Raw genomic sequence first — 26,500 nt, 5'->3', positions numbered from 1 at the left:
CCTTCGCGGGACCCGCCGATTCGGCACGAGCACTGGGGTGCATCAACGATGGGAATTGCTGGTCACGACAGGCGTGATCTCCCTTCACACGCGGTCGCGGTGGTCGGGATCGGCTGCCGGTTTCCGCAGGCGGACGGGCCGGAGGAGTTCTGGCGGCTGCTGCGCGGCGGCGGTGACGCGGTCACCGGACGGCGGGACGGCCGGGGCCCGGCGCGCGGCGGGTTCCTCGACAGGGTCGACGGGTTCGATCCCGGGTTCTTCGGTATCTCGCGGCGCGAGGCCGTGGCCATGGACCCGCAGCAGCGGCTGGCCCTCGAACTGGCCTGGGAGGCCCTGGAGGACGCCAGGACCCTGCCGGGCACCCTCAAGGACAGCCGGACGGGCGTGTTCCTGGGGGTGATCGCCGACGACTACGCGACGCTGCTGCACGGCCTGGGTCCCGACGCGGTGACCGGGCACACGCTCATCGGGTTGCAGCGTGGCGTGACCGCCAACCGGATCTCCTACACGCTGGGCCTCAACGGCCCGAGTCTGGTGGTGGACACCGGACAGTCCTCGTCGCTGGCCGCCGTGCACCTGGCGTGCGCGAGCCTGCGGAACGGTGAGTCCGACCTGGCGCTGGCCGGTGGTGTGAACCTGATCCTCGCGCCGGAGAGCACCCTGGCCCTGGAGCGGGCCGGGACGCTGTCGGCGGACGGGCGCTGCTTCACCTTCGACGCCCGTGCGAACGGTTACGTCCGGGGCGAGGGTGGCGGGGTCGTCGTCCTCAAGCTCCTGGCGGACGCCGTCCGGGACGGCGACCGCATCCATGCCGTCGTCCGCGGCAGCGCCCTGAACAACGACGGTGCGACCGAGACGCTGCCGACGCCGGGCCGTGCCTCGCAGGAGCGGGTGCTGCTCGCCGCCTGTGCCGACGCGGGCGTCGAGCCGGGCGAGGTCCGGTACGTCGAGCTGCACGGGTCGGGGACGCGGGCCGGCGACCCGGTCGAGGCCGCTGCGCTCGGTGCGGCGCTGGGTGCGGCCCGTACGGAGGACGCCCCGCTGCTGGTCGGTTCGGTGAAGACGAACATCGGCCATCTGGAGGGCGCGGCCGGGATCGCCGGGTTCATCAAGGCCGTCCTGTGTGTCAGCGCACGCGAACTCGTGCCCAGCCTGAACCACTCGGGGCCCGGTGAGCACCTCCCGCTCGACGCGCTGCGGCTGCGGGTGAACACCGAGACCCGGCCCTGGCCGTCGCCGGAGGGGCCGCTGGTCGCGGGAGTCAGCTCGTTCGGGATCGGCGGCACCAACTGCCACCTGATCCTCTCCGACGGGCAGGGCGCGGAGCCTGCCGCCGGCGAGGACGACACCGGGGCGCTGCCCTGGGTCCTGTCGGGGCGGGAGGCCTCCGCGCTGCGTGACCAGGCCGCACGGCTGCACGCGCACGTGGCGGCGCGTCCGGACGTCGGCGTGGCCTCGGTCGGCCGGTCGCTGGCCGTCACCCGCACCACCTTCGAGCACCGCGCCGTCGTCGTCGCCGACGGCCGGGACGGCTTCCTCGCCGCGCTGGAGGCACGGGCGGCCGGCCGGCCGTCGGCGGCCGTGGTGGAGGGCCGGCACGAGGGTCCCGCTGTCCGGCCGGTGTTCGTCTTTCCCGGCCAGGGCTCGCAATGGGCGGGCATGGCAGCGGAGTTGACTGAGACCTTCCCGGTCTTCGCCGAGCGGATCGGTGACTGCGCCGACGCGCTGCGCCCGTACGTGGACTGGTCGCTGACCGATGTCCTGCGCGGGGTCCCCGGTGCGCCGCCACTGGCGGGCGACGAGGTGATCCAGCCCGCGCTGTGGGCGGTGATGGTGTCGCTGGCCGCGCTGTGGCGCTCGGCCGGGGTGGAACCCGCCGCCGTGGTCGCCCACTCGCAGGGCGAGATCGCCGCCGCCACCGCCATGGGCGCCCTCTCGCTCCGGGACGGCGCACGGATCATGGCCCTGCGCAGCCGGGTGCTGCGCCGGATCGCGGGCCGTGGCGGGCTGCTGTCGGTGGAGCTTCCGGCCGGACGGGTGGAGCGGGACCTCGCGTCGGTGGACGCCTCGCTGTCGGTCGCGGCGGTCAACGGCCCCGCGCACACGGTGGTCGCGGGGCCGGCCACCGCGCTCGACGCACTGGCCGCCCACTACGGGCAGGAGGTGCGGACCCGGCGCGTGCCGATCGACTACGCCTCGCACAGCGCGGAGGTCGAGGAGCTGCGGGAGGAACTGCTCGGCGCCTTCGCCGGGATCACCCCGCGCTCCATCGGCGTGCCGTTCCACTCGACCGTCACCGCCGGACCGGTCGACACCGCCGGGCTGGGCCCCGGGTACTGGTTCCGCAACCTGCGGGAGCCGGTGCGGTTCGGACCGGCCGTCGAGGAACTGCTGAACGCGGGCCACACCACGTTCCTGGAGGTCAGCCCGCATCCGGTGCTGGCGATGGGCATCCGGCAGACGCTCGACACCCACGGCGGGGACGGCGCCGTGCTGAGCACGCTCCGGCGCGGCCACGGCGACCGCGGGCGGTTCCTCACGGCGGCGGCCGAGGCCTTCGTGCACGGCGTCGCGGTGGACTGGGCCGCGCTGCTGCCCGGTTCGGCACCGCTGACCGACCTGCCGGCCTACCCGTTCCAGCGCCGCTCCTGCTGGCCGTCCGGGATGCCCGGGGCCACCGAGCAGGCGTCCGAGGCAACCCCGGTTCCGGACACGGGAGTTGACCGGCGATCGGTGCTGGAGCTGGTCCGGAGCCTCACGGCGGTCGTGCTGGACGCCGGACCGGCCGACGAGGTCCGGCCCGGCCGGACGTTCCGGGAGATGGGCCTGGACTCGGCCATGACGCTCGAACTGCGCGACCGGCTGTCGGCCGCGACGGGCCTGAAGCTGGCGAGCACCCTCCTGTACGACCACCCGAGCCCGGCCGCCCTGGCCGCGGCGATCGATGAGCTGAAGGCGGGCGCGTCCACCGGTGGTTCACCCGCCGCCGTGCGGGAGCGGGCGGACGCCGAGGACGCCGACGACCCCGTGGTCATCGTCGGGATGGCCTGCCGGTTCCCCGGCGGGGTGCGCTCGCCCGATGACCTGTGGCACCTGGTCGACACCGGAACGGACGCCATCAGCGGCTTCCCGGACGACCGCGGCTGGGACCTGGCGGCGCTCCACCACCCGGACCCGGAACGGACCGGGACGTCCTATGTCCGCCAGGGCGGCTTCGTACCGGACGTGGCGGACTTCGACGCGGACTTCTTCGGGATCAGCCCACGGGAAGCCCTCGCCATGGACCCGCAGCAGCGGCTGCTCCTGGAAGTCACCTGGGAGGCGCTGGAGCGCTCCGGGATCGACCCCGCGTCGCTGGCGGGCAGCCGGACCGGCGTGTTCGCCGGCGCGATGCACTCCGCCTACGGGCCGAGCCTGGAGGCGGCCGGGCACGGCGTCGCGGGACATCTGCTGACCGGCACCAGCGCGAGCGTCATCTCCGGGCGGATCGCCTATGTCCTCGGCCTGCACGGGCCCGCGCTGACCGTGGACACCGCGTGCTCGGCGTCGCTGGTCGCGCTGCACCAGGCGGTGCGGGCGGTACGGGCCGGCGAGTGCTCGCTCGCCCTGGCCGGCGGGGTCACCGTCATGGCGACCCCCGGCATGTTCGTGGAGCTCTCCCGCCAGCGGGTGCTGGCCGCCGACGGCCGCTGCAAGGCCTTCTCCGCCCGGGCGGACGGCACCGGTTGGGGCGAGGGCGCGGGCATGCTCGTCGTCGAACGGCTCTCGGACGCCCGCCGCCACGGCCACCCCGTGCTGGCGGTCATCGCCGGCAGCGCCGTCAACTCCGACGGTGCCTCCAACGGGCTGTCCGCGCCGAGCGGCGTCGCCCAGCAGCGCGTCATCGCGGACGCCCTCGCCGATGCCGGGCTCGTGCCGCGGCAGGTCGACGCCGTGGAGGCGCACGGGACGGGCACCGCCCTCGGCGACCCGATCGAGGCGAACGCCCTGCTGGCCGCCTACGGGCGGGACCGGGACCGGCCGCTGTGGCTGGGGTCCCTGAAGTCCAACATCGGACACGCGCAGGCGGCGGCGGGCGTCGGCGGCGTCATCAAGATGGTCCAGGCCCTCCGGAACGCGACCCTGCCCGCCACGCTGCACGTCGACGAGCCGTCCCCGCACGTGGACTGGGCGGCCGGGTCGGTGGCCCTGCTCGACCGGGCCCGTCCCTGGCCGGTCACCGGCGGGCCCCGGCGCGGCGGCGTCTCCTCGTTCGGGATCAGCGGCACCAACGCCCATGTGATCCTGGCGGAGCCGCCCGCCGGGCCCGGACCCACCGAAGAGCCGGTACGGCCGCCCGTGGTGCCGGTCGTCCTGTCGGCCCGGACCCCGGACGCGCTGCGGGAGCGGGCCCGGATGCTGGCCGACGGGCCGCTCGACCCGGTCGGCGCCGCGCCGGCCCTGACCGCGCGGGCGTCCCTCGACGAGCGCGCGGTGGTGATCGCCCGTGACCGGCACGAGGCCGGCCGGGCCCTGGCCGCGCTGGCCCGTGCCGAGGAGGTCCCCGGCGTGGTCACCGGCCGTGCGGGCGAGCCCGGCCGGACCGTTCTGGTCTTTCCCGGACAGGGCGGCCAGTGGCGGGGCATGGCGTCGGCGCTCGCCGCCGAAAGCCCCGTCTTCGCCGCCCGGCTGGCCGAGTGCGAGCGCGCGCTCGCGCCGTACATCGACTGGTCACTGGCCGAGGTCCTGGCCGGGGCGCCCCTGCTCGACCGGATCGACGTCGTGCAGCCCGCGCTGTGGGCCGTGATGGTGTCGCTGGCCGAGCTGTGGCGGTCGGCCGGGGTCGTCCCGGACGCCGTGGTCGGCCACTCCCAGGGCGAGATCGCCGCCGCCGTCGTGGCCGGTGCGCTCTCCCTCGACGACGGCGCGCGGGCCATCGCGTTGCGCAGCGGCATCGCCGTCGACCTGATGGGCAAGGGAGCGATGGCCGTGATCCCGCTGCCCGCCGAGCGGGTGCGGGAACGCCTCGGCACGCTGAGCATCGCCGCGGTCAACGGACCGGCCACCACCGCCGTGGCCGGGTCCCCGGACGCGATCGCCGGGCTGGTCGACACGTACCGGGCCGAGGGCGTCAACGCCCGCCTGATCCCGGCGGCCTTCGCCTCGCACTGCCCGGCGGTCGAGCCGGTGCGCGCGAAGATCCTGGCCGGGCTGGCACCGCTGGCACCGCGCACCGGCGGGATCGCGCTGATGTCCTCGGTCACCGCCGACTGGCAGGAGGGCGGCGCACTCGACGCGGCCTACTGGTACCGGAACCTGCGGCACACCGTGCGCTTCCAGGAGGCGGTCGAGGCGCTCATCGCGTCCGGCCACACCACGTTCGTCGAGGTCGGCCCGCACCCGGTGCTGACCGGCAGCATCGGCCAGATCCTCGAGGAGGCCGGGGCCGACGGGATCGTGACCGGCTCGCTGCGCCGCGACGACGGGGGCCTGCGCCGGTTCCTCACCTCCGCCGCCGAGGCATACGTCCAGGGCCTGCCGCTCGCATGGGACCGGCTCACCGGAACGGCCGGCGGCCACGCCGACCCGGCCGCCCTGCCCGCCTACCCCTTCCAGCGGCGTCGCTACTGGCTCACGAGCACGGCCGGACCGTCCGGCACGGCCGACCTCGGCCAGGCCCCGGCCGGCCACCCGCTGCTCGGCGCGGCCGTCGAACTCGGCGACGGCGAGACGGTGTTCACCGGGCGGCTCTCGGCCCGCACCCACCCCTGGCTGGCCGACCACGCCCTGTCGGGAACGATCGTCGTGCCGGGCACCGCGTTCCTGGAGCTGGCCCTGCACGCGGGCGCGCGGGCCGGCACGGCGCGGATCGAGGAACTGACGGTCGCCACGCCGCTGGAACTCCCGCAGGACGGCACCGCCGACCTGCGCGTCCGGGTGGCGGGCGAGGACGGCGACGGGCTCCGGACCTGCCGGATATCGGGCCGGGTGACCGGCGGGGAGTGGACCGAGCACGCCACCGGCACCCTCGGCCCCGGCACGGCCACACCACCGGCCCCCGTGGACTGGCCGCCGGCCGGTGCGACACCGGTAGCGCTGGCCCGCATGTACGAGGACCTCGCCCTGCAGGGGTACGAGCACGGACCGGCGTTCCAGGGCCTACGAGCCGTCTGGCGACGCGACGGCGAGCAGTTCGCCGAGGCCGTGCTGCCCGAGCCCGAGGCCGCGAGCGCCGGGGCCTATCACCTGCACCCCGCCCTGCTCGACGCGTCCCTGCACGGCCTGCTCGCCGACGCCCTGGGCCGCGGGGGCGAGCGCAGCCAGCCGCTGCGCTGGCGCGGAGTGTCCCTCTTCGGCACGGGGGGCCGCACGTCCCTGCGGGTGCACGCGGCGCCCGCGGTGGACGGCTGCCTCCCCCTGACCCTGCTCGACGCCTCGGGCGAACCGGCGGGCATCGTCGAGTCACTGGAACTGCGCCCGGTCGCAGCGGCCCGCCCCGCCGCTCCCGCCACCGTGGCGCGCGACTCCCTGTTCGCGCTGGGCTGGGACCCGCTGCCCGAGGGAACGGCCGGATCGACGGCCGGACGGATACCCGTCCCGTGGGACGCCCTCGACCTGGACGCGCTGGTCGCGGCGTCCGAGCCTCCCGGGGACGCCGTCGTACGGTGCCCGTCCGCGCGGGGCCCGGCCGGCGGGGCCGGGACCGACGTGGCGGCGGAGGCCAGGAACGCGGTCCACCGGACGCGGGACCTGCTCGGCCGCTGGCTCGCCGAGGACCGGCTCGCCGGGTCCCGCCTGGTACTGGTGACCCAGGGGGCGGTCGCCGTACGGCCCGGCGAGACGGTCCGGGACCTCGCGCAGGCGGCGGTCTGGGGCCTGGTCCGCACCGCACAGGTCGAGCACCCGGGCCGGTTCGCCCTGGTCGACCTCGCCCCGGACGCCGCAGAGGTTCCGGCCGCGGCACTGACACCGGACGAGCACCAGGTGGCGGTCCGTGACGGCGCCGTCCTGGCGCCCCGGCTCGTGCCCGCGGCGGGCGACCCCGCGCTCCGGCCTCCCGAGGACACCGCTGCCTGGCGCCTCGACCTCACCGAACGCGGCACCCTCACCGCCCTGGAGCTCCGGCCCGCCCCGGAGGCCGCCGCCGAACCCGGTCCCGGCCAGGTCCGGATCGCGGTCCGCGCCGCCGGGCTCACCTTCCACGACGTCCTGGGCGCGCTCGACATGCACCCCGGCGACCCCGGCCCCCTCGGCCTGGAGGGCGCGGGGGTGGTCACCGCGACCGGTCCCGGTGTCACCGGCCTGACCGTCGGCGACCGGGTCATGGGCCTCTTCCCGGCCGCGTTCGGCACGGTCGCCCACGCCGACCACCGCACCCTCGTCAAGATGCCCGAGGGCTGGTCGTTCCCCCGGGCCGCCGCCGTACCGGTCGCCCACCTGACCGCCCTGCACGCGCTGACCGAGCTGGGCGGCGTGCGGGCCGGCGACCCCGTCCTGATCCATGCCGGGGCGGGCGGCGTCGGCATGGCCGCCGTCCAGCTGGCCCGGCACCTGGGCGCGGAGGTCCACGCGACCGCGAGCCCCGCCAAGTGGCCCGCTCTGCGTGCCCTGGGCCTCGACGACGACCATCTCGCCTCGTCCCGCGAGCCCGGGTTCGGCGCCCGCTTCGGCGCGGGCGGACGGCGCATGGCGGTCGTACTGAACTCGCTGACCGGCGAACTCGTCGACGAGTCGCTGCGGTTGCTGCGTCCCGGCGGGCTGTTGGTCGAACTGGGCAGGACCGATCCGCGCGATCCGGCCGAGGTGGCCGCCGCCCACCCCGGCGCGCGCTACCAGGCCTTCAACCTCCTCCAGTTGCCGCCCGAGCACCTCGCCCGCCTCCTGAAGCGGACGGTCGAGCTGTTCGCCGAGGGCGCGTTCGGCTGGCCCGCCGTCACCGACATGGACGTCCGGCGGGCGCCCGAAGCCTTCGGGCTGCTGCGTCAGGGCACCCACATCGGCAAGGTCGTGCTCACCGTCCCGCCGCTGCTCGACCCGGACGGCACCGTCCTGATCACCGGCGGCACCGGCGCCCTCGGCCGGGCCCTCGCGCGGCACCTGGTCACCGAACACGGCGCCCGACGGCTCCTGCTGGCCGGTCGCCGCGGCGGTGACGCGCCCGGAGCGGCCGAGCTGGCGTCCGGCCTGCGGGCGCTCGGCGCCGAGGTGCGGTTCGCGGCCGTGGACGTCGCCGACCGGGAGGCCGTCGCCGCGATGCTCGACGCCGTCCCCGGCCGGCACCCGCTGACCGCCGTGATCCATGCCGCGGGCGTGGTGGACGACGCTCCGGTCACCTCGCTCACCCCCGGGCAGATCGACCGGGTGATGCGCGTCAAGGCCGACGGGGCCTGGCATCTGCACGAGCTGACCGCGGGTCACCCGCTCACCGCGTTCGTCCTGGTGTCCTCGGTCATGGGGACGCTCGGCGGCGCCGGGCAGGGCGGCTACACCGCCGCCAACGCGTTCCTCGACGCGCTCGCCCGGCACCGCCGTGTCCAGGGGATGCCGGCCCTCGCGCTGGCCTGGGGCCTGTGGGACGACCCGGACGGCATGATGGGCGCCCTCAGCGCCGCCGACCGCGCCCGCTTCGCCCGGACCGGGCTGGTGGAGATGGCTCCCGCACACGGCCTGGCCCTGCTGGAGGCGGCGCTGCCGTCCCCGCACGCCGTCCTGGCGCCCGCCCGGCTCGACCGCGAGACCCTGCGCGGCCTCGGAACACAGCTGCCGCCGGTCCTTCGCGAGGTGGCGGCGGACGCCGGGGCGGGCCGGCCCGGGAACGTGCGCGAACACCGGCGGGACCGGCCGTTGCGGGACGAGCTGAGCGGCCTGACCGCCGGTGAACGCGCCGGGGTCCTGGCCGACCTGATCCGGACCCACCTGGCCGCCGTCCTGGCCTCCCGGCCCGAGGCGATCCCCGACGACCGGCCGTTCGGCGAGCTGGGGCTCGACTCGCTCACCTCGGTCGAGTTCCGCAACCGCCTCAACACGGCGACGGCCCTCAAGCTGCCCGTCACCCTGCTGTTCGAGGCGCCGACCCTCCCCGAGCTGGTCGCCGTCCTGGACGCCGAACTCCTCGCCGCCGCCGGGCTCCTCCCGTCCGAGGAGGCACCGGCCGCCCCGGCGGCGGCCGCCGAGGGCGGCGAAGCGGACGTGACGGCGCTCGTCGAGGCCGCGACCGCCGAGGAACTGCTCGACTACATCGACCGTGAGCTCTCCCGCTCCTGACCCGCCTGCGGAGGACCGATCCGTCATGGGATCAGACACACCCGAGAAGCTGCTCGGAGCCCTCAAGCGCCTCACCCTCGACCTGCACCGGACACGCGAGCGCGTGCGCGAGCTGGAGGAGGGCGACCGCGAGCCGATCGCGATCGTCGGCATGGCCTGCCGGTATCCGGGCGGGGTCGACTCGCCGTCCGCCCTGTGGCGGCTGCTGGCCTCGGGCGGCGAGACCGTCGGCCCGTTCCCCCGTGACCGGGGCTGGGACGACGGCCTGCACGACCCCGGGAACGGCGGCCGGAGCCTGACCGGCTCCGGCGGCTTCCTCCACGACGCGGCGGACTTCGACGCGGGCTTCTTCGGCATCAGCCCGCGCGAGGCCCTGGCCATGGACCCGCAGCAGAGGCTGCTGCTGGAGACCGCCTGGCGGGCCTTCGAGGACGCCGGGATCGACCCGGAGTCGGTGCGCGACACCGAGGCCGGGGTGTTCACCGGGCTGTCCTGCAACGACTACGGGCTGGGCTGCGGCGACGTGCCCGAGGAGGCCGAGGGCTTCCTGACGACGGGGACGGCGGGCGGCGTCGCGTCCGGCCGGCTCTCCTACACGCTCGGTCTGCGCGGTCCGGCGATCACCGTGGAGACGGCCTGCTCGTCCTCGCTGGTCGCGCTCCACCTGGCCGTCCAGTCACTGCGCCGCGGCGAGTGCACGATGGCGCTGGCGGGCGGCGCGACCGTCATGGCCACACCGCAGCTGTTCACCGAGTTCACCCGCATGCAGGGGCTGTCACCGGACGGCCGGTGCCGCCCGTTCTCGGCCGCCGCGGACGGCAGCGGGTTCTCCGAGGGGGTGGGAGTGCTGCTGGTGGAACGGCTGTCGGACGCGCGGCGGCTCGGCCACCGGGTGCTGGCCGTGGTGCGCGGCAGTGCGGTGAACCAGGACGGCACCAGCAACGGCTTCACCGCGCCGAGCGGGTCCGCGCAACAGCGGGTCATCCGGCAGGCGTTGAAGGACGCGCGGCTGGCGCCCGCTGACATCCAGGTGGTGGAGGCGAGCAGCACCGGCACCCCGCTCGGCGACCCCATCGAGGCGCGTGCCCTGCTGGCCGCCTACGGGCGGGAGCGGGAGACGCCGCTGCGGCTCGGCTCGCTGAAGCCCAACATCGGGCACTCCCAGGCGGCGGCGGGGGTCGCCGGGGTCATGAAGACGGTGCTGTCGATGCGGTACGGCAGGCTCCCCGCCACCCTGCACGTGGACGAGCCCACCCCGCATGTCGACTGGTCGGCGGGCGCGGTCGAGCTCGTCGCCGAGGAGACCGCGTGGCCCGGGACGCCGGGGCCGAAGCGCGCCGCGGTGTCCTCGCAGGGCATCAGCGGCACCAACGCACACGTGATCCTCGAAGAGGCTCCCGTCCCCGCCGTCGAGGCACCGGCGGGCCCGGAGGCCCGGCCCGCCGGGCAGGACGGGCCCCACCTGCTCACCCTGTCGGCCAAGACACCGGCCGCACTCACCGAACTCACCGCCCACTACGCCGAGTTGCTCGCCGACGATGCGGCCGGCGACCCGCTCGCGTCGGTCTGCCGGACCACGTCCCTCGGCCGGGCGCACTTCACCCATCGGCTCACGGCCGTCGCGTCTTCGCGCGCCGGGCTGCGGGACCTCCTCACGCGCACGCGACCCGACCGGACACCGCCGCCCGGGGTCCGGGTCGGCACGCGGGCGCCGGAGACCGGCCGGGGCCCGGTGTTCCTCTTCACCGGCCGCCCGGACGCGCTGTCCGCCGACGCGGCCGCCGAACTGGCCGCGGCCGAGCCGGTCTTCCGCCGCGCCCTGGACCGGTGCGCCGAGACGCCCGGTGGCCCGCCCACACCGTTCGCCGTCGCGTACGCGCTCGCCGAGCTGTGGCGCTCGTGGGGCGTGGAGCCCGCCGCCGTCCTCGGCCACGGCACCGGCGAGCTGGTGGCCGCGCGTGTCACGGGCGCGATGAGCCCGGAGGACGCGCTGCGGGCGGCGGCCCGGACTCCGGCGCAGGCCGGCGCGCCGGAGTCGTTCACCGACGGCATCGCCGCGCTGCTGCGCGACGGACACCGGACGTTCGTGGAGATCGGGTCCGCCGCGCCGCTCCCCGACCGGCTCCGGACGGCCGAGCAGGCCGTGTTCCTGCCGTCGCTGCGCGAGGGGGAGGACGCCCGGCGCACCCTCCTCGACAGCCTCGGCGCGCTCTACACCCGGGGCGCCCGGATCGACTGGGCGCGCGTGCACGGCGACCCCGCCGGGCCGCCCGCTTCGCTGCCCGGATACCCGTTCCAGCGCGAGCGCTACTGGCTCTGGACGGGAGACGGCCGCAGGGCGCAGGCACCGGCTCCCGGCGGGCCGCTGGTCGCGCAGGTACGGCTCGTCGGCGCCGACGGCAGGCCCGTGGCGCTCGCCGACGGCGTACGCCTGGAGGCGGTGCCCGGCGCGGCCGGGCCCGCCGCACCCGAAGCGGACGGCCCTGCCGCGCCCGCGACGGAGAACGCCGCCGAGGTGGCGGCCGGCATCGTCGGCCGGGCGCGCGGCGCCGCCGTCACCGGCGATGACCTGCACCTGCCGCTGCGGAGCCTGGGCATCGACTCGCTGATCGCGATGGAGATCCGGCAGACCCTGGCCCGGCGGCTCGGCGTCGACGTTCCGCTGCCGGACCTGCTGGACGGCCGGAGTACCGCCGAGATCGCACGGACCGTCCAGGCGGCCCGCGGTGGCGTGGAGAGGGCCGGGGAGCCCGGGATGGCACTCGTCGCCGACCCGGCGGCCCGCCACGAGCCGTTCCCGCTCACCCACCTCCAGCAGGCCTACCTGGTCGGCCGGACCGACGCCTTCGAACTCGGCAACGTCTCCACCTCCTTCCTCGTCGAGATCGACCTGGAGGAGACCGACCCCGAGCGGCTCGCCGCCTCCTTCCGGCACCTCGTCGACCGGCATGACATGCTCCGCGCGGTCGTGTCCGGGGACGGGCACCAACGGGTGCTCGCCGAGGTCCCCGACTACCGGATCGCCACGGTCGACCTGCGGACCTGTGAGGCCGCCGAACGGGACCGCCGCCTGGCGGAGATCCGCGAGGAGATGCGGCACCAGGTCTTCGACACCGAGGTCTGGCCGCTGTTCGACATCCGGACGACCCTGCTCGACGCGCACACGACCCGGCTGCACCTCAACTTCGACGCACTGATCATCGACGGCCGGAGCGCCGGGCTGCTGTTCCAGGAATGGGCGGAGACCTATCATCACGGGACGCCCGTGGCGCCCGCCCCGGGCCTCACCTACCGCGACTACGTGCTCGCCGCCGCCGAGACGGACGCCGCGCCACGCGCGAAGTCGCTCGCCTACTGGCAGGCACGCGTCGCCTCCCTCCCGCCCGCACCCCGCCTGCCGCTGCGGCCGGGGCCCGCGCCACGGCGCCCGGTGTTCACCCATCGGACGGCCCGCATCGAGGCCGCGGCATGGCAGTGCCTCAAGGACAGCTCCGCCGCGGCCGGCGTCTCACCCTCGGCCGCCCTGTGCGCCGCGTATGCGCAGGTCCTCGCCGCCTGGAGCGCCTCGCCGCGGTTCACCCTCAACCTGCTGGCGTTCAACCGGCGGCCGCTGCACGAGGATGCCGGGCGGGTCATCGGCAACCTCAGCGCGACCACCCTGCTGGAGGTCGACGCCTCCCCCGCCGAGGACTTCACCTCGGGCGCCCGGCGGTTGCAGCACCAGTTGCTGACCGACCTCGAACACGGCCACGTCAGTGGCGTCGAGGTGCTGCGCGAACTCAACCGCACCCGGGGCGGAACCGGCCTGGCGGGCATGCCGGTGGTCTTCACCAGCACGATCGGCTTCTCGGGGCAGGGCGACGGCGCGCGGGGCGCGCTCACGGCGCTGACCACGCTCGGCGCCTCCGGTCGCCTGGCGTCCAGCTCGATACGGACGCCGCAGGTGTGGCTCGACCACCAGGCGCTGGAGGAGGCCGGGGAACTGGTCCTCAACTGGGACGTGGTGGAGGAGATGTTCCCCGACGGTGTCGTCGACGGGATGTGGCACGCCTATCTGGACCTGGTGCGGGACCTGTGCGGCGCGGGGGCGTGGCGCCGCCCGCCGTCCGTGCCCGCGCCGGTGGCCGACCTGGAGCTGCGGAAGGCGGTCAACGCCACGGACGCCCCCGTCCCCGCCGAGCTGCTGCACGACGCGTTCCTGCGGCAGGCCGGGAGCCGGCCGGACGCGCCCGCCGTCATCACCGCCGAACGCACCCTCAGTTACGGCGAGTTGGACCGCCGCTCCGACCGGATCGCCCGGTGGCTGACCGGCCACGGCGCGGGGCCCGGCGTGCTCGTCGGCATCGTGATGGACAAGAGCTGGGAGCAGGTCGTCGCGGCGCTGGGCATCCTCAAGGCCGGTGCCGCGTACGTACCGGTCGACGCGGCCATGCCCGGCCGCCGGCTTCGGATGATCATGGAGACCGCCGGCATCGAGCTGGTGCTGACCCGGTCGGCGGTCGCCGACGGCCTCGACCTGCCGGACGGAACCCGCTCGCTGCATGTCGACACCGAGCCGGCGGACACCGGTGCGAGCGGCCCTCTGCCGCCCTCTCCGGCCAGGCCCGGCGACCTCGCCTATGTCATCTTCACCTCGGGGTCCACGGGGGTCCCGAAGGGCGTGATGATCGAGCACACCGGTGCGGTCAACACGATCCAGGACATCAACGACCGGTACGGCGTGACCGCGCACGACCGCGTCCTGGCCCTGTCCGCGCTGCACTTCGACCTCTCGGTCTACGACGTGTTCGGCCTGCTCTCGGCCGGCGGGGCCGTGGTCCTGCCCGACGCGTCGGCGCAGCGTGAACCGGCCGCCTGGCTGGAGCTGGTGAACCGGCACCGTGTGACGGTCTGGAACAGCGTCCCCGCGCTGATGGACATGTTCGTGGCACATGTGCGGGCCCTCGGCGGTCCGCCGTCGCTGCGCCTGGTGATGCTGAGCGGCGACTGGATTCCGGTCACCCTCCCCGGAGCCATCGCCGCGACCCTGCCGCACGCGCGGATCTGGAGCCTGGGCGGAGCCACCGAGGCGTCCATCTGGTCGATCCAGTACCCGGTCACCCACGTGGACCCGGACTGGACGAGCGTCCCGTACGGCAGGCCGATGCGGAACCAGCAATTCCATGTGCTGGACGAGGCGTTGCGGCCGCGCCCGGCCCGGGTCCCCGGCGACCTCTACATCGGCGGTGCCGGCCTGGCCCGCGGCTACCTCGGCGACGAGGCGAAGACACGCGCGGCCTTCCTGCGCCACCCGGTGACGGGAGAGCGGCTGTACCGGACCGGTGACCTCGGCCGTTACCTGCCGGACGGCACCATCGAGTTCCTGGGGCGCGCGGACTCCCAGGTGAAGATCCAGGGGCACCGGATCGAACTCGGCGAGGTCGAGGCGGCGCTGCTGCGCCGGCCGGACGTCCGCGCGGCGGCCGCGGTGGCCGAGGGCGAGCGGGGCGGCCCCCGACGGCTCGTCGGGTACGCCGTCTCGGACACCTCCGAGGTGGAGCTGCGGGAGGCGCTCGGCCGGGAGCTGCCCGGCTACATGGTGCCCGCCCGCATCGTCCTCCTGGACGCACTGCCGCTGACCGGCAACGGCAAGGTGGACCGCCACCGGCTCCCGTCGCCCGGGGAGACCACAGCGCGCTCCGGTGAGGCGGTCGCACCGCGCGACGCGGCCGAACGGCTCCTCGCCGAGATCTGGGCCGAGTTCTTCGGGCCCGCCCACGGGCCCGTCGGCGTCACCGCGAACTTCTTCGACCTCGGTGGCGACTCGATGCTCGCGGTGCGGATGATGGCCCGGCTCCGGCAGCGCACCGGCCGCTCGCTGCCGGTGGCCACGCTGCTCGCCCGGCCGACCGTCGCGTCGCTCGCCGAGGTGCTGCGCGAACAGCCCGGCGACGCGGGTAGGCCCGCCCTGGTCGCGGTCCGGGACGCCGGGACGCGGCCCCCGTTGCTCTTCGTCCACCCGGTCGGCGGCGACGTCCTCTGCTACGCCGGGCTCGGCGCCCTGCTGGACGACGACCAGCCGCTGTACGCCCTCCAGTACCCCGACCTCGACCCTGCGCCGCAGACCCTGGCCGGCCTGGCCGCGCACTACGCCGACGCGATCACCGAACGGTTCCCGGACGGCCCGTACCGGCTCGGCGGCTGGTCCATGGGCGGCGTGCTCGCCCTGGAGATCGCCCACCTGCTCACCGGGCAGGGGCATACGGTCGAACTCGTCGCGGCCGTCGACCTGCTGGAACCGCCCGGCCGCGCCGAACCCGCCTCCGACGCGGCGCTGCTGGCCCGGTTCGCCCGCGACCTGGCCGGACTCGCGGGACGCGACTGGAGCCCCGAGCCGGACGGTTTCGAGCCCACGGGCGGCCGTTCCCCGGTGGAGGAGCTGCTGACGCGGGCCCGGCAGGCCGCCGTCCTGCCGGACGAGATCGACGCCGCCACCCTGGAACAGCTCGCGAGCCGCTTCCTGCACCTCAGCCGCGCGCTGGCCGGCCACGAGCCCGCCGCCTACCAGGGCAGGGTCCGGCTCCTGCAGGCCATGGACGGGGCCGCCGCCGCGACCACCCGGCAGTGGCTGGACCTCCTCGGCGACCGGGCCGAGAGCGTCGACGTGCCCGGCGACCACTACAGCGTCATGCGGTCCCCGAACCTCCGGACGCTGGCGGCCGAACTCGGCAAGGCGCTGGCCGACCTGTGACCCGAACCCGCCGCACCAGGACAAGCAGCCGCACCAGGAGGACCGGATGACCACCATGGAACTGCCGACCCGTGCCGGGACGGCCCTCACCGCCGCATCGGTCATGGAGCGCGTACGGGCGTACGCCCCGGGCCTCCCGGCGCGCGCGCCGGAGATCGAGCGGGTGGGCCGGATTCCCGGTGACGTCCTCGACGGCCTGAAGGCCACCGGCCTGCTGCGCGCCGCCCTGCCGCCGGAGCTGGGCGGCGTCGAGATGACCGTGCCGGAGCTCACCCGCGCCGTCGACCTGCTGGCGGAGGGGGACGCCTCGGTCGGCTGGTGCGCGGCCGTCGCGCTGAACGCCTCGCTGGCCGTGGTCTCCCTGCCCGCCGAGGTGTTCACCGAGCTGTTCCCCGACCCGGACCTGGTCACCGCGACGGTGCTGCCGCCGGCCGGGCGGGCGGTCCGGCGGGACGGCGGCTACCTCCTGTCGGGCCGCTGGGCCCAGGGCAGCGGGATCACCCACGCCGACCGGGTGATGGCCGGGTTCCTGACCCCGGAAGGCGCCCCGAGGATCGCCGTCTTCGACGCCGCGCACGCGCGGGTGCTCGCCACCTGGCACACCACGGGGCTGCGCGGCACCGGCTCCCACGACTTCGAGGTCGCCGACCTGTTCGTCCCGGAACGCCACACCTTCGGGCTCGCGCAGACCGGCACCGGGCAGGCGCCGCTCCACCTGCGCGCCGACAACCTCGCCCTCAAGATGGCGGGCGTGCCGCTGGGCATCGGCCGGTCCGCGCTGAACGCCGCCAGGGAGATCCTCACGGCCCGGCGCACCGCGCTGCCCCGGCCGGGCACCCCGGCCGACCTCGCACACGCCGAGTCGCTGATCGGCGCGGCGGACGCCTATGTGTACGCCACGCTGGAGAAGGCCTGGGCCGCGCAGGCGGCGGGCCTGGCGCCCGAACGCGGCACGGCCGCACTGGCCCGCCAGTTCGCGCACCGGGCCTGCCGGGAGGCGGTCCAGCTCCTGTACGACGCCGTGGGAGCGGCCGCGGTCTACACCGAGCACACCCCGCTCGACCGCTGCCTGCGCGACCTCATCACCGCGGGCCGCCATGTCGCGTCCTCGGAGAAGATCCTCGACGGGGTCGGCGACCTGCGGCTCGGGGGCGCCCCTGCCTCACCGCACCTCTGACGCCCGGCCCCTCCCCCTCACAGCCCCACGATCGCGTTCCACTCCTTGGCGAACTCGGTGCGCTCCCCGGAGGTGATGTCGCGGGCGATGACCAGCCGCCTGCGCATCGCGTCGTCGGGGAAGACCAGCGGGTCCTCGGCGAGTGCGGCGCGCTCCTTGTCCTTGGAGGAGGCGAGGACGTCCCGTGCGGCCGGTACGGGGCAGACGTAGTTGACCCAGGCGGCCAGGTCCGCGGCCACCTCCGGGCGGTAGTAGTGGTCGATCAGCTGCTCGGCGCTGCGCTTGTGCTCCGCGCGGTCGGGGATCAGCAGGCTCTCCGCCCACAGCTCCGCGCCCTCCTGCGGCACCACGAACTCGATGTCCGGGTTGTCCGCCTGGAGCTGGATCACGTCGCCCGAGTAGGCCTGGGCGGCGAGCACGTCCCCGGAGTCCAGGTCCTTGATGTAGTCGTTGCCGGTGAACCGCCGGATGTGGCCCTTGCTTACGAGGCGCCGGACCTGGTCGGTCATCCGGTGGAAGTCGTCGGCCGTCCAGCGGGTGATGTCCACCCCGTTGCCCTGCATGAGCATCGCGAAGGATTCGTCGAGCCCGGAGAGCAGGGTGACCCGGCCGCGCAGGTCGCCCTTCCACAGGTCGGAGGTGTGCCTGATCTCCCGGCCGAGCTTCTTCCGGTTGTAGGCGATGCCGGTGATCCCGGACTGCCAGGGGACCGAGTGCCTGCGGCCGGGGTCGAAGTGCGGGGTGCGCAGCAGCGGGTCGAGGTGCCGGGCGACGTGCGGCTGGGCGGCGCGGTCCATCTCCTGCACCCAGCCCAGCCGGACGAACCGGGCGCACATCCAGTCGCTCATGACGATCAGGTCGCGGCCGGTGCTCTGGTGGTTCATCAGCGCCGGGCTGATCTTGCCGAAGAACTCGTCGTTGTCGTTGATCTCCTCGGTGTACGTGACGGAGATCCCGGTGCGCCGCTCGAAGGCGTCCAGGGTGGGGCGGCGCTGCTTGTCGTGGTCGTCGACGTCGATGTAGAGCGGCCAGTTGGCGAAGACGAGCCTGCGGTCCCGTGCCGAACGGTCCGGGCCGCCGCGGTCCGCCGCCTCGACGTAGGCCGGCGGCACCCCGCATCCGCTCAGGGCGGCCAGCGCCCCCGTCACACCCAGTCCGCCCATGCCCCGGAGCAGCGCCCGCCGCGAAAGATCTGCCATGGCCGCACTCTCACGCGTCGCGGGCGGAGGCGGCAAGCGACAGAGCGTCAGTTGCCGGGCCTCCGCCCGCGACGGTGTGTCGAGCGTTCCGTGGCGCCCGACGGGGTGGGTTCCTCCGGCTCAGCCGTCGAGGGAGGTCATCACGTGCTTGATCCGGGTGTAGTCGTCGAAGCCGTAGGCCGACAGGTCCTTGCCGTAGCCGGACTTCTTGAAGCCGCCGTGCGGCATCTCGGCGACCAGCGGGATGTGGGTGTTGATCCACACGCAGCCGAAGTCGAGGCTCCTGGACATCCGCATGGCGCGGGCGTGGTCCTTGGTCCACACCGAGGACGCCAGGGCGTACTCGACGTCGTTGGCCCACGCCACGGCCTGCTTCTCGTCGGAGAAGGACTGGACGGTGATGACCGGGCCGAAGACCTCGTGCTGGACGATCTCGTCGTCCTGCTTGAGGCCCGAGACGACGGTCGGGGCGAAGAAGTAGCCCTTGTCGCCGACCTGTTCGCCGCCCGCCTCGATCTTGGCGTGCGCGGGCAGCCGCTCGATGAAGCCCTTGACCTGCTTGAGCTGGTTGGCGTTGTTCAGCGGGCCGTAGAGCACGTCCTCGTCGTCGACCGCGCCGGTCTTGGTCTCCGAGGCGGCCTTGGCCAGCGCGGCGACGAACTCGTCGTGGATGGACTCGTGGACGAGCACACGGGTGGCGGCCGTACAGTCCTGGCCGGCGTTGAAGTAACCGGCGACGGAGATGTCCTCGACGGCCTTGGGGATGTCGGTGTCCTCGAAGACCACGACCGGGGCCTTGCCGCCCAGCTCCAGGTGGACCCGCTTGAGGTCCTTGGACGCGGACTCGGCGACCTGCATGCCGGCGCGCACCGAGCCGGTGATCGAGGCCATCGCCGGGACCTTGTGCTCGACCATCAGCCGGCCGGTCTCGCGGTCCCCGCAGAGCACGTTGAACACGCCGCGGGAGTGGCCCAGTTCGTCCAGCACGCTGCCGATGATGTCGGCGATCAGCACCGTGGAGGCGGGCGTGGTGTCGGAGGGCTTGATGACGACGGTGTTGCCCGCGGCCAGCGCCGGGGCGAACTTCCACACGGCCATCATCATCGGGTAGTTCCACGGCGCGACCTGGGCGCAGACGCCGACCGGCTCCCGGCGGATGATCGAGGTGAAGCCGTCCATGTACTCGCCGGCCGAGCGGCCTTCGAGCATCCGGGCGGCGCCCGCGAAGAAGCGGATCTGGTCCACCATCGGCGGGATTTCCTCGGACCGTACGAGCGCGACCGGCTTGCCGCAGTTCTCCGACTCGGCGGCGATCAGCTCCTCCGCCCGCTCCTCGAAGCGGTCGGCGATCTTCAGCAGGACCTTCTGGCGCTCGGCCGGGATCAGGTCGCGCCAGGCGGGGAAGGCGGCCTCGGCGGCCGCCATCGCCGCGTCCACGTCGGCGGCACCCGAGAGCGGGGCGGTGGCGTACGGCTCACCCGTCGCGGGGTTGACCACCTCCGTGGTCCGCCCGTCGGCGGCGTCCCGGAACTCCCCGTCGATGTAGTTGCGCAGACGACGCAGTGAGGTGGTCACTGTGCGCCCCCTTCAGTCAGAAGTCTGGTGGTTTGGACATCCACCCTAGCCATGGGACCCACGTTTTCAACACACCCGCCACCCAGGAACAACGGAATCAGTGAATTTTCGATCGCGACACGACTAATTTCATCGCTTTGGGGTTGCGAGACAGACGAGGCTCGTGCACAGTGAACGGCGTGGCTCCCCGTAACGGTCATGACAGAACCGGCACCCCGTCGATTGACTCCGTCTCCCTGGCGATCATCGAGCAGCTCCAGGAGGACGGGCGCCGTCCGTATGCCGCGATCGGCAAGGCCGTCGGCCTGTCCGAGGCGGCGGTACGCCAGCGCGTACAGAAACTGCTCGATCAGGGCGTGATGCAGATCGTCGCGGTCACCGACCCCCTCACGGTCGGTTTCCGGCGGCAGGCCATGGTCGGCATCAACGTCGAAGGTGACCTCGACCCCGTGGCCGATGCCCTGACGACCATGGAAGAGGTCGAGTACGTCGTCATGACGGCAGGCTCCTTCGATCTCCTCATCGAGATCGTCTGCGAGGACGACGACCACCTGCTGGAAATGATCAACAAGCGGATTCGCACGCTTCCCGGCGTCCGATCCACCGAGAGCTTCGTGTACCTCAAGCTCCGGAAGCAGACCTACACCTGGGGAACGAGATAGCAATGAGCGGCGACCTCTCCAAGACCGCATACGACCACCTGTGGATGCACTTCACCCGCATGTCGTCGTACGAGAATGCCCCCGTGCCCACGATCGTGCGCGGTGAGGGCACCAACATCTACGACGACAAGGGCAAGCGCTACATCGACGGGCTCGCCGGCCTCTTCGTGGTCAACGCGGGCCACGGCCGGGTCGAGCTCGCCGAGACCGCCTACAAGCAGGCGCAGGAGCTGGCCTTCTTCCCCGTGTGGTCCTACGCCCACCCCAAGGCCGTGGAGCTGGCCGAGCGGCTGGCCAACGAGGCCCCCGGTGACCTCAACAAGGTCTTCTTCACCACCGGCGGCGGCGAGGCGGTCGAGACCGCCTGGAAGCTCGCCAAGCAGTACTTCAAGCTCGTCGGCAAGCCGATGAAGCACAAGGTGATATCCCGTGCCGTGGCCTACCACGGCACCCCGCAGGGCGCCCTGTCCATCACCGGCCTGCCCGGCCTGAAGGCCCCCTTCGAGCCGCTGGTCCCCGGCGCGCACAAGGTCCCGAACACCAACATCTACCGCGCCCCGATCCACGGCGACGACCCCGAGGCCTTCGGCCGCTGGGCCGCCGACCAGATCGAGCAGCAGATCCTCTTCGAGGGCCCGGAGACCGTCGCCGCGGTCTTCCTGGAGCCGGTGCAGAACGCCGGCGGCTGCTTCCCGCCGCCCCCCGGCTACTTCCAGCGGGTCCGCGAGATCTGCGACCAGTACGACGTGCTGCTCGTCTCCGACGAGGTCATCTGCGCCTTCGGCCGCCTCGGCACGACCTTCGCCTGTGACAAGTTCGGCTACGTCCCGGACATGATCACCTGCGCCAAGGGCATGACCTCGGGCTACTCCCCGATCGGCGCCTGCATCATCTCCGACCGCCTGGCCGAGCCGTTCTACAAGGGCGACAACACCTTCCTGCACGGCTACACCTTCGGCGGCCACCCGGTCTCCGCGGCCGTCGGTGTCGCCAACCTCGACATCTTCGAGCGCGAGGGCCTCAACAAGCACGTCCTCGACAACGAGGGCAACTTCCTGAGCACCCTGCAGAAGCTGCACGACCTGCCGATCGTCGGCGACGTCCGCGGCAACGGCTTCTTCTACGGCATCGAACTCGTCAAGGACAAGACCACCAAGGAGTCCTTCAACGAGGAGGAGACCGAGCGCGTCCTGTACGGCTTCCTCTCCAAGGCGCTGTTCGACAACGGTCTCTACTGCCGCGCCGACGACCGTGGCGACCCGGTCATCCAGCTGGCCCCGCCGCTGATCGCCGACCAGTCGGTCTTCGACGAGATCGAGCAGATCCTGCGCACGGTCCTCACCGAGGCCTGGACCAAGCTCTGATCCGTAGGGCGCCCGCGCGCCGCCTCATCAGGCACAAGTGAATACCCAGCGGCCCAGACTCACTCACTTCAAGCCATACGAGTGAATCTGGGCCGTTGTGCTGCCAAGCGGCGAATACCGGGGGTCACCAATCCTTACCGTGCTTGTGACCGATACCCTCCATGGTCGTTCACCCGGTCGGGGGAACGATTCGACGCCTACAACAAGAGGTGCGCAGATGGTGGCCCCGCCTGACAACGACGTTCTCTGGGCCCGCGGCCTGCACCACGCGTACGGCGGCACCTCCGCCCTCACCGGAGTCTCCGTCGGCGTCCGCGAAGGCGAGATCCTCGCCGTCACCGGCCCGCGCGGCAGTGGCAAGACCACCCTCCTGAAATGTCTCTCCGGTCAACTCGTCCCGGCCGAGGGCGAGGTGTGGTTCAACAGCGCCCCCGTGCACACCCTCTCCTCCCCCAGCCGCGAACGGCTGCGCCTGGACCGGTTCGGCTGGATCGACACCGAACCGCACCTCGTCCACGAGCTCACCGCCTGGGAGAACGCCGCCCTCCCCCTCCTGCTCCGCGGCACCGGCACCCGCTCCGCCAAGCACACCGCCCTCGAATGGCTGGACCGCCTCGACGTCGGCATGTGCGCGAGCCGCCGCCCCGCACAGCTCGACCAGTCCCAGCGCCAGCGCATCGCCATCGCCCGCGCGCTCGCCACCACCCCGCAGGTGCTGTTCGCCGACGAGCCGACCGCGCCGCTGCACCGCGCCGACGGCACCCAGGTGCTGCGCACCCTCACCACCGCGGCCCGCTCGCACCAGATCACCGTGGTCCTGGCGACCCATGACCCCGAGGTCGCCACGCTCGCCGACCGGTCCCTCACGCTCCTCGACGGGCACCAGTCACACGGGGCGCCCGCCGGAACCGGCTCCGACGACGAGGAAAGCAGGGCAGAGTGCTCGCTCTCCGTCTAGCCCGCGGCTCGCGCCCCCTCGTCCAGCTGCGCCGCCTCTCCGTCACCGCCGCCGCGGCCGGCACCGGCTTCCTGCTGCTCTCCACCGTCGGCCACGCCGCCGGGCACCCGTCCGCGGCCGACGAGTCGCTGGTGCGCCTGCTGTGGTGCGCGGCCCCGCTCGCCGCCACCGCCCAGTTCGCGGTGTCCACCGCGCGGACGGACCCCGCCGCCCGCCTCCAGCGCGGGATGACCGCCGCCGGCCTGGGCCCCTTCCGCCTCACCCTGCTCGCCACCGTCTCCACCGCACTGTCCTGCTTCCTCGGGGTCCTGCTGGCCCTGCTCGTCTTCCTCCGGCTGCGCGGCGACCTGGGCGGCCCGGGCCTCTTCGGCCGCCCCTCCGCCCTCGGGGTCGACGGCGACCTCCTCGGCGCCGGCCACCCCGTGCCGCTCGCCGGCGCGCTCCTGCTGCTGGCGACCGTGCCGCTGACCGCGGCGGCCGCGGCCGCCGTCGCCCTGCGCCCCCGCCATGAGGCCGGCGCCCCCGACAGCGACGTCCGCCCCCGGACCGCCCCGCCCTCCGGACTCCCGTGGGGCATCGCGATGGCCGCGGCCGGGCTGGCGATCGAGGCCTACGCCAGCCGCGGCGGCCACGCCCCCGGCGGCCTGCTGCCGCTCCCCGGCCGGCTGGTCGGCAGCCCTCCCGGCGTGCTGGCCGGCTGGGCGCTGTCGGCGTTCGGGCTGGTGCTGGCCGGTCCCGGGCTGGTGCATCTGTGCGGCCGGCTGCTGTGCGCCGGCCGTCCCGGCGCGCTGCGGCTGCTGTCCGGGCGGGTGCTCCAGGAGGAGTCGCACCGCCTCGGCCGCCCGCTGGGGGTCCTGTGCGCGGTCGGCTCCGCCGCGTACGCCGCCGTGAAGGTGTATGAGGCCTCCCCCTCCAGTCCGTTCGGACCGCTCACCGCCGTCGGCGCGGCGGTCGTGCTCGCCTGTGTCGCCGCCAGCGCGCTCACCGCCGCGGTGGAGTCCCGCTCGGCCCGCGCCCACACCACGGCGGCCCTCCGCCGCCTGGGCGCCTCCGCCTCCGTCCTCCACCGCGCCGCGGCCCTGCGCTTCCTGGCGCTGGCCCTCGTCCTGGCGCCGCTGACCTGGACCGTCGCGGAGATGGCCACGCTTCCGCTGGTGCGTTGACGGGTGGGGGGGCAGGGCCGGCCCGGTCCCAGCGTGATCAAGGACGAGGGCCGGGAGGTGCGGCAGCGGGCACGCCCGACCTACGACGGTGCGCTGCGCGCCGCACTCGACGCTGCGGCCACGGACGGGCACCTCGGCCCCCTGGTGGCCACCCTGCGGCCCTAACATGTCGGACGTGCAGTCGAATTCACAGCCGCCGGCGTCCCGCCGCACCCGCGCCCACGACGACCACGACGACCGGGAGATCGAGTCCCTGGAGGAGTTCGACCAGGTCGTCGCCTCCGGCAGCCTCGCCGGACACCGCGTCCAGTCGGTCGACCTGACGGACCGTACGTTCGCGCTGCTCGGCGCGGACACCACGGAGTCCGTGTTCCTCGGCTGCGCCATGGAGCCGGACGCCGCCGCCAAGATCCGCGCGAGCGGCGCCCTGGTCTTCCCGCCCGTACCGGACCTCCCGTTCGACCCGTACCGGGGCGCTCTCTACGACCCGGACGAGCTGTTCGCGGGGCTGGCCGACGGCGGCTTCGACGCCACCCCGGACGCCCACACCTACCGCTGGTACCAGGAGACCAAGTCGGACGGCGACATCTTCGCCTCCATGCTGCGCAGCATCCATGACGACGCCGTCTCCGACGCCCTGGACGAACACCTCGCCGGCGCCCGGGTGGTGGGCGTCATGGGCGGCCACGCCCTGGAGCGCGGCACCGCTGCCTACGCGGGCGCGGCCCGGCTCGGCCGCCGGCTCACCCGCGACGGGCTGACCGTGGCGACCGGCGGCGGCCCCGGCGCGATGGAGGCGGCGAATCTCGGGGCGTACGCAGCCCCCTTCGAGGACGAGATGCTCGACGCGGCGCTGGAACTCCTCGCCAAGACACCGCACTTCACCCCGTCCGTCACCGACTGGGCACACGCCGCCTTCGAGATACGCGGCAGTTGGCCCGGCGGCGGCACCTCGGCCGGCATCCCCACCTGGTTCTACGGCCACGAGCCGCCGAACGCCTTCGCGTCCCACATAGCCAAGTACTTCGTCAACGCGGTACGCGAGGACGGCCTGCTGGCACGCTCCAACGCCGGTGTGGTCTTCCTGCCGGGCGCGGCCGGGACCGTACAGGAGATCTTCGACAACGCGACCCCGAACTACTACGGGTCGCGGGGCGAGCCGACCCCAATGGTGCTGGTGGACCGCGCGCACTGGACGGAGAAGCTCCCCGCCTGGCCGCTGCTCCAGGCGCTCGCCGCGGAGCGCCCCATGGCGGCCCGGATCGCCCTGGTCGACTCGGTGGACGAGGCCCCGGACGCGCTGGCCCGCCTCCGCGCCCAGGCGCCTTCCTGACCGGCCGGCCGTACGCCGCCGCCCCGCGCGGAGAGCCCGGGCCACCGCCCCGGCCGGCGGTGCACGAGAGGTGCGCCGCCGGAAGCAACTTCCGTCCCGGAATGCACGTCTGCCAGAAGGTAATGAACGCGTCATGCGCACAGCGGGCGAACGGAGCTCTTGGTGATCATCGGCCTTCTGACGGCGGTGGCGGCGTCGGCCTGCTACGGCACGGGATCGGTCCTGCAGGCGGTGGGCTCCCGTAAATCCGCCCGCCGGGAGGCGGCCGAGTCCGCCGGCAGCGGCGTCACCCAGCATGGCGGCCCCAGCCTGTCGTCGACCGCGAAGGCGGCCGTGACCTGGGAGTTCATGGTGGGCACGGTGCTGGACTTCGTCGGCTTCGGGCTGGGCGCGCTGGCGGCCCGGCTGCTGCCGCTGTTCCTCTCCCAGACCGTGATCAGCGCCAACCTCGTGATCACCGCCGTCCTGGGCATCAAGCTGCTCGGCATCCGGCTCAGCCGGGCCGAGTGGTCCTCCATCGCGGTGGTCTGCGGAGCGCTGGTGCTGCTGGCCACGGCCGCGGGGCCGGAGGGCAGCGGCCACACCCCGATCGCCAGCCACTGGTGGCTGCTCGTCGCCTCGGTCGTGCTCATCGGCGGCGGCACCCTGATCGTGCGGCTGCTCGGCGGGCGGGCCGCGATCCTGGCGGGCCTGCTCTCCGGTCTGGGCTTCGGCGCGCTCGGCGTCGGCGTCCGGGTGCTGAACGGCGTGGACCCCTTCCACCTGCCGACGCTGCTCGCCGACCCGGCCCTGTACGCGATCCTCGTCGCCGGCATCGGGGGCATGTATCTGCACACCGTCGCCCTGCAGATCGGCTCGGTGAACGGCGCCACGGCGGCGCTGGTGGTGGGCGAGACGGTGGTCCCCGGCATTCTCGGGGTGCTGTGGCTGGGCGACGCGTCCCGGCCCGGCTTCGCCTGGGTAGCCGCCCTCGGCTTCGTGGTGGCGGTGGCCGGCGCCGTCGCGGTCGCCTGGTTCGGCGCGCCGGAGCCGGACCCCGGCGCGCCGCAGGCCGGGGCACGGGAGGGCGACGCGCTGGAGACCGCGGCCCGCTGAG

The 26,500-nt window shown here is 74.2% G+C and carries 12 protein-coding genes; 10 read left to right on the top strand and 2 right to left on the bottom strand.

Features of this window, described 5'->3' with window-relative positions; all coding sequences use genetic code 11:
- The first annotated feature begins 48 nt into the window (after positions 1 to 48).
- From ACWC9R_RS21860 to ACWC9R_RS21850, 3 genes are read left to right on the top strand one after another with little or no spacing between them, the layout of a single operon-like run.
- On the top strand, positions 49 to 9,243 hold the full coding sequence (locus ACWC9R_RS21860) for a type I polyketide synthase (RefSeq protein ID WP_450733796.1): 9,195 nt from the start codon (positions 49 to 51) through the stop codon (positions 9,241 to 9,243).
- A 25-nt stretch (positions 9,244 to 9,268) separates the two neighbouring features.
- Entirely contained in the window at positions 9,269 to 15,973 is a 6,705-nt protein-coding gene (locus ACWC9R_RS21855; RefSeq protein WP_450733794.1) for an amino acid adenylation domain-containing protein, read from the top strand.
- A gap of 46 nt (positions 15,974 to 16,019) precedes the next feature.
- Positions 16,020 to 17,150, top strand: coding sequence for an acyl-CoA dehydrogenase family protein (locus tag ACWC9R_RS21850; RefSeq protein WP_450733792.1), 1,131 nt, complete (start codon positions 16,020 to 16,022; stop codon positions 17,148 to 17,150).
- 17 nt (positions 17,151 to 17,167) lie between these two features.
- Here the strand turns inward: ACWC9R_RS21850 and ACWC9R_RS21845 are convergent, their stop codons facing one another.
- Positions 17,168 to 18,349 (bottom strand): polyamine ABC transporter substrate-binding protein, encoded by a 1,182-nt coding sequence (locus ACWC9R_RS21845; RefSeq protein WP_450733790.1) that lies wholly within the window; start codon positions 18,347 to 18,349, stop codon positions 17,168 to 17,170.
- Positions 18,350 to 18,469: 120 nt separating this feature from the next.
- The gene (locus ACWC9R_RS21840; protein ID WP_450733789.1) at positions 18,470 to 19,924 is read right to left on the bottom strand and encodes a gamma-aminobutyraldehyde dehydrogenase; all 1,455 of its coding nucleotides are present in this window, start codon (positions 19,922 to 19,924) and stop codon (positions 18,470 to 18,472) included.
- A gap of 170 nt (positions 19,925 to 20,094) precedes the next feature.
- Between ACWC9R_RS21840 and ACWC9R_RS21835 the strand changes: the two genes are divergently transcribed.
- From ACWC9R_RS21835 to ACWC9R_RS21805, 7 genes are all read left to right on the top strand, one after another.
- A complete protein-coding gene (locus ACWC9R_RS21835) occupies positions 20,095 to 20,586 on the top strand; it encodes an Lrp/AsnC family transcriptional regulator (protein WP_190146272.1) in 492 nt (163 codons plus the stop codon).
- Positions 20,587 to 20,588: 2 nt separating this feature from the next.
- A complete protein-coding gene (locus ACWC9R_RS21830) occupies positions 20,589 to 21,950 on the top strand; it encodes an aspartate aminotransferase family protein (protein WP_450733787.1) in 1,362 nt (453 codons plus the stop codon).
- Positions 21,951 to 22,167: 217 nt separating this feature from the next.
- Positions 22,168 to 22,908, top strand: coding sequence for an ABC transporter ATP-binding protein (locus tag ACWC9R_RS21825; protein ID WP_450733785.1), 741 nt, complete (start codon positions 22,168 to 22,170; stop codon positions 22,906 to 22,908).
- Entirely contained in the window at positions 22,890 to 24,071 is a 1,182-nt protein-coding gene (locus tag ACWC9R_RS21820) for a hypothetical protein (RefSeq protein ID WP_450733783.1), read from the top strand. Before ACWC9R_RS21825 ends, ACWC9R_RS21820 begins: the two co-directional genes overlap by 19 nt.
- Before the next feature lie 33 nt (positions 24,072 to 24,104).
- The gene (locus ACWC9R_RS21815; protein WP_450733782.1) at positions 24,105 to 24,236 is read left to right on the top strand and encodes a hypothetical protein; all 132 of its coding nucleotides are present in this window, start codon (positions 24,105 to 24,107) and stop codon (positions 24,234 to 24,236) included.
- 1 nt (position 24,237) lies between these two features.
- Positions 24,238 to 25,404: an LOG family protein gene (locus tag ACWC9R_RS21810; RefSeq protein ID WP_450733780.1), complete on the top strand. Its 1,167-nt coding sequence runs from the start codon at positions 24,238 to 24,240 to the stop codon at positions 25,402 to 25,404.
- 162 nt (positions 25,405 to 25,566) lie between these two features.
- On the top strand, positions 25,567 to 26,499 hold the full coding sequence (locus tag ACWC9R_RS21805; protein WP_450733778.1) for a hypothetical protein: 933 nt from the start codon (positions 25,567 to 25,569) through the stop codon (positions 26,497 to 26,499).
- The last annotated feature ends 1 nt before the right edge of the window (position 26,500 follow it).

The sequence above is a fragment of the Streptomyces sp. NPDC001219 genome, from assembly GCF_053597915.1.
Note: the sequence above shows the minus strand (reverse complement) of the source record. Positions and strands in the feature narration are given on the sequence as shown.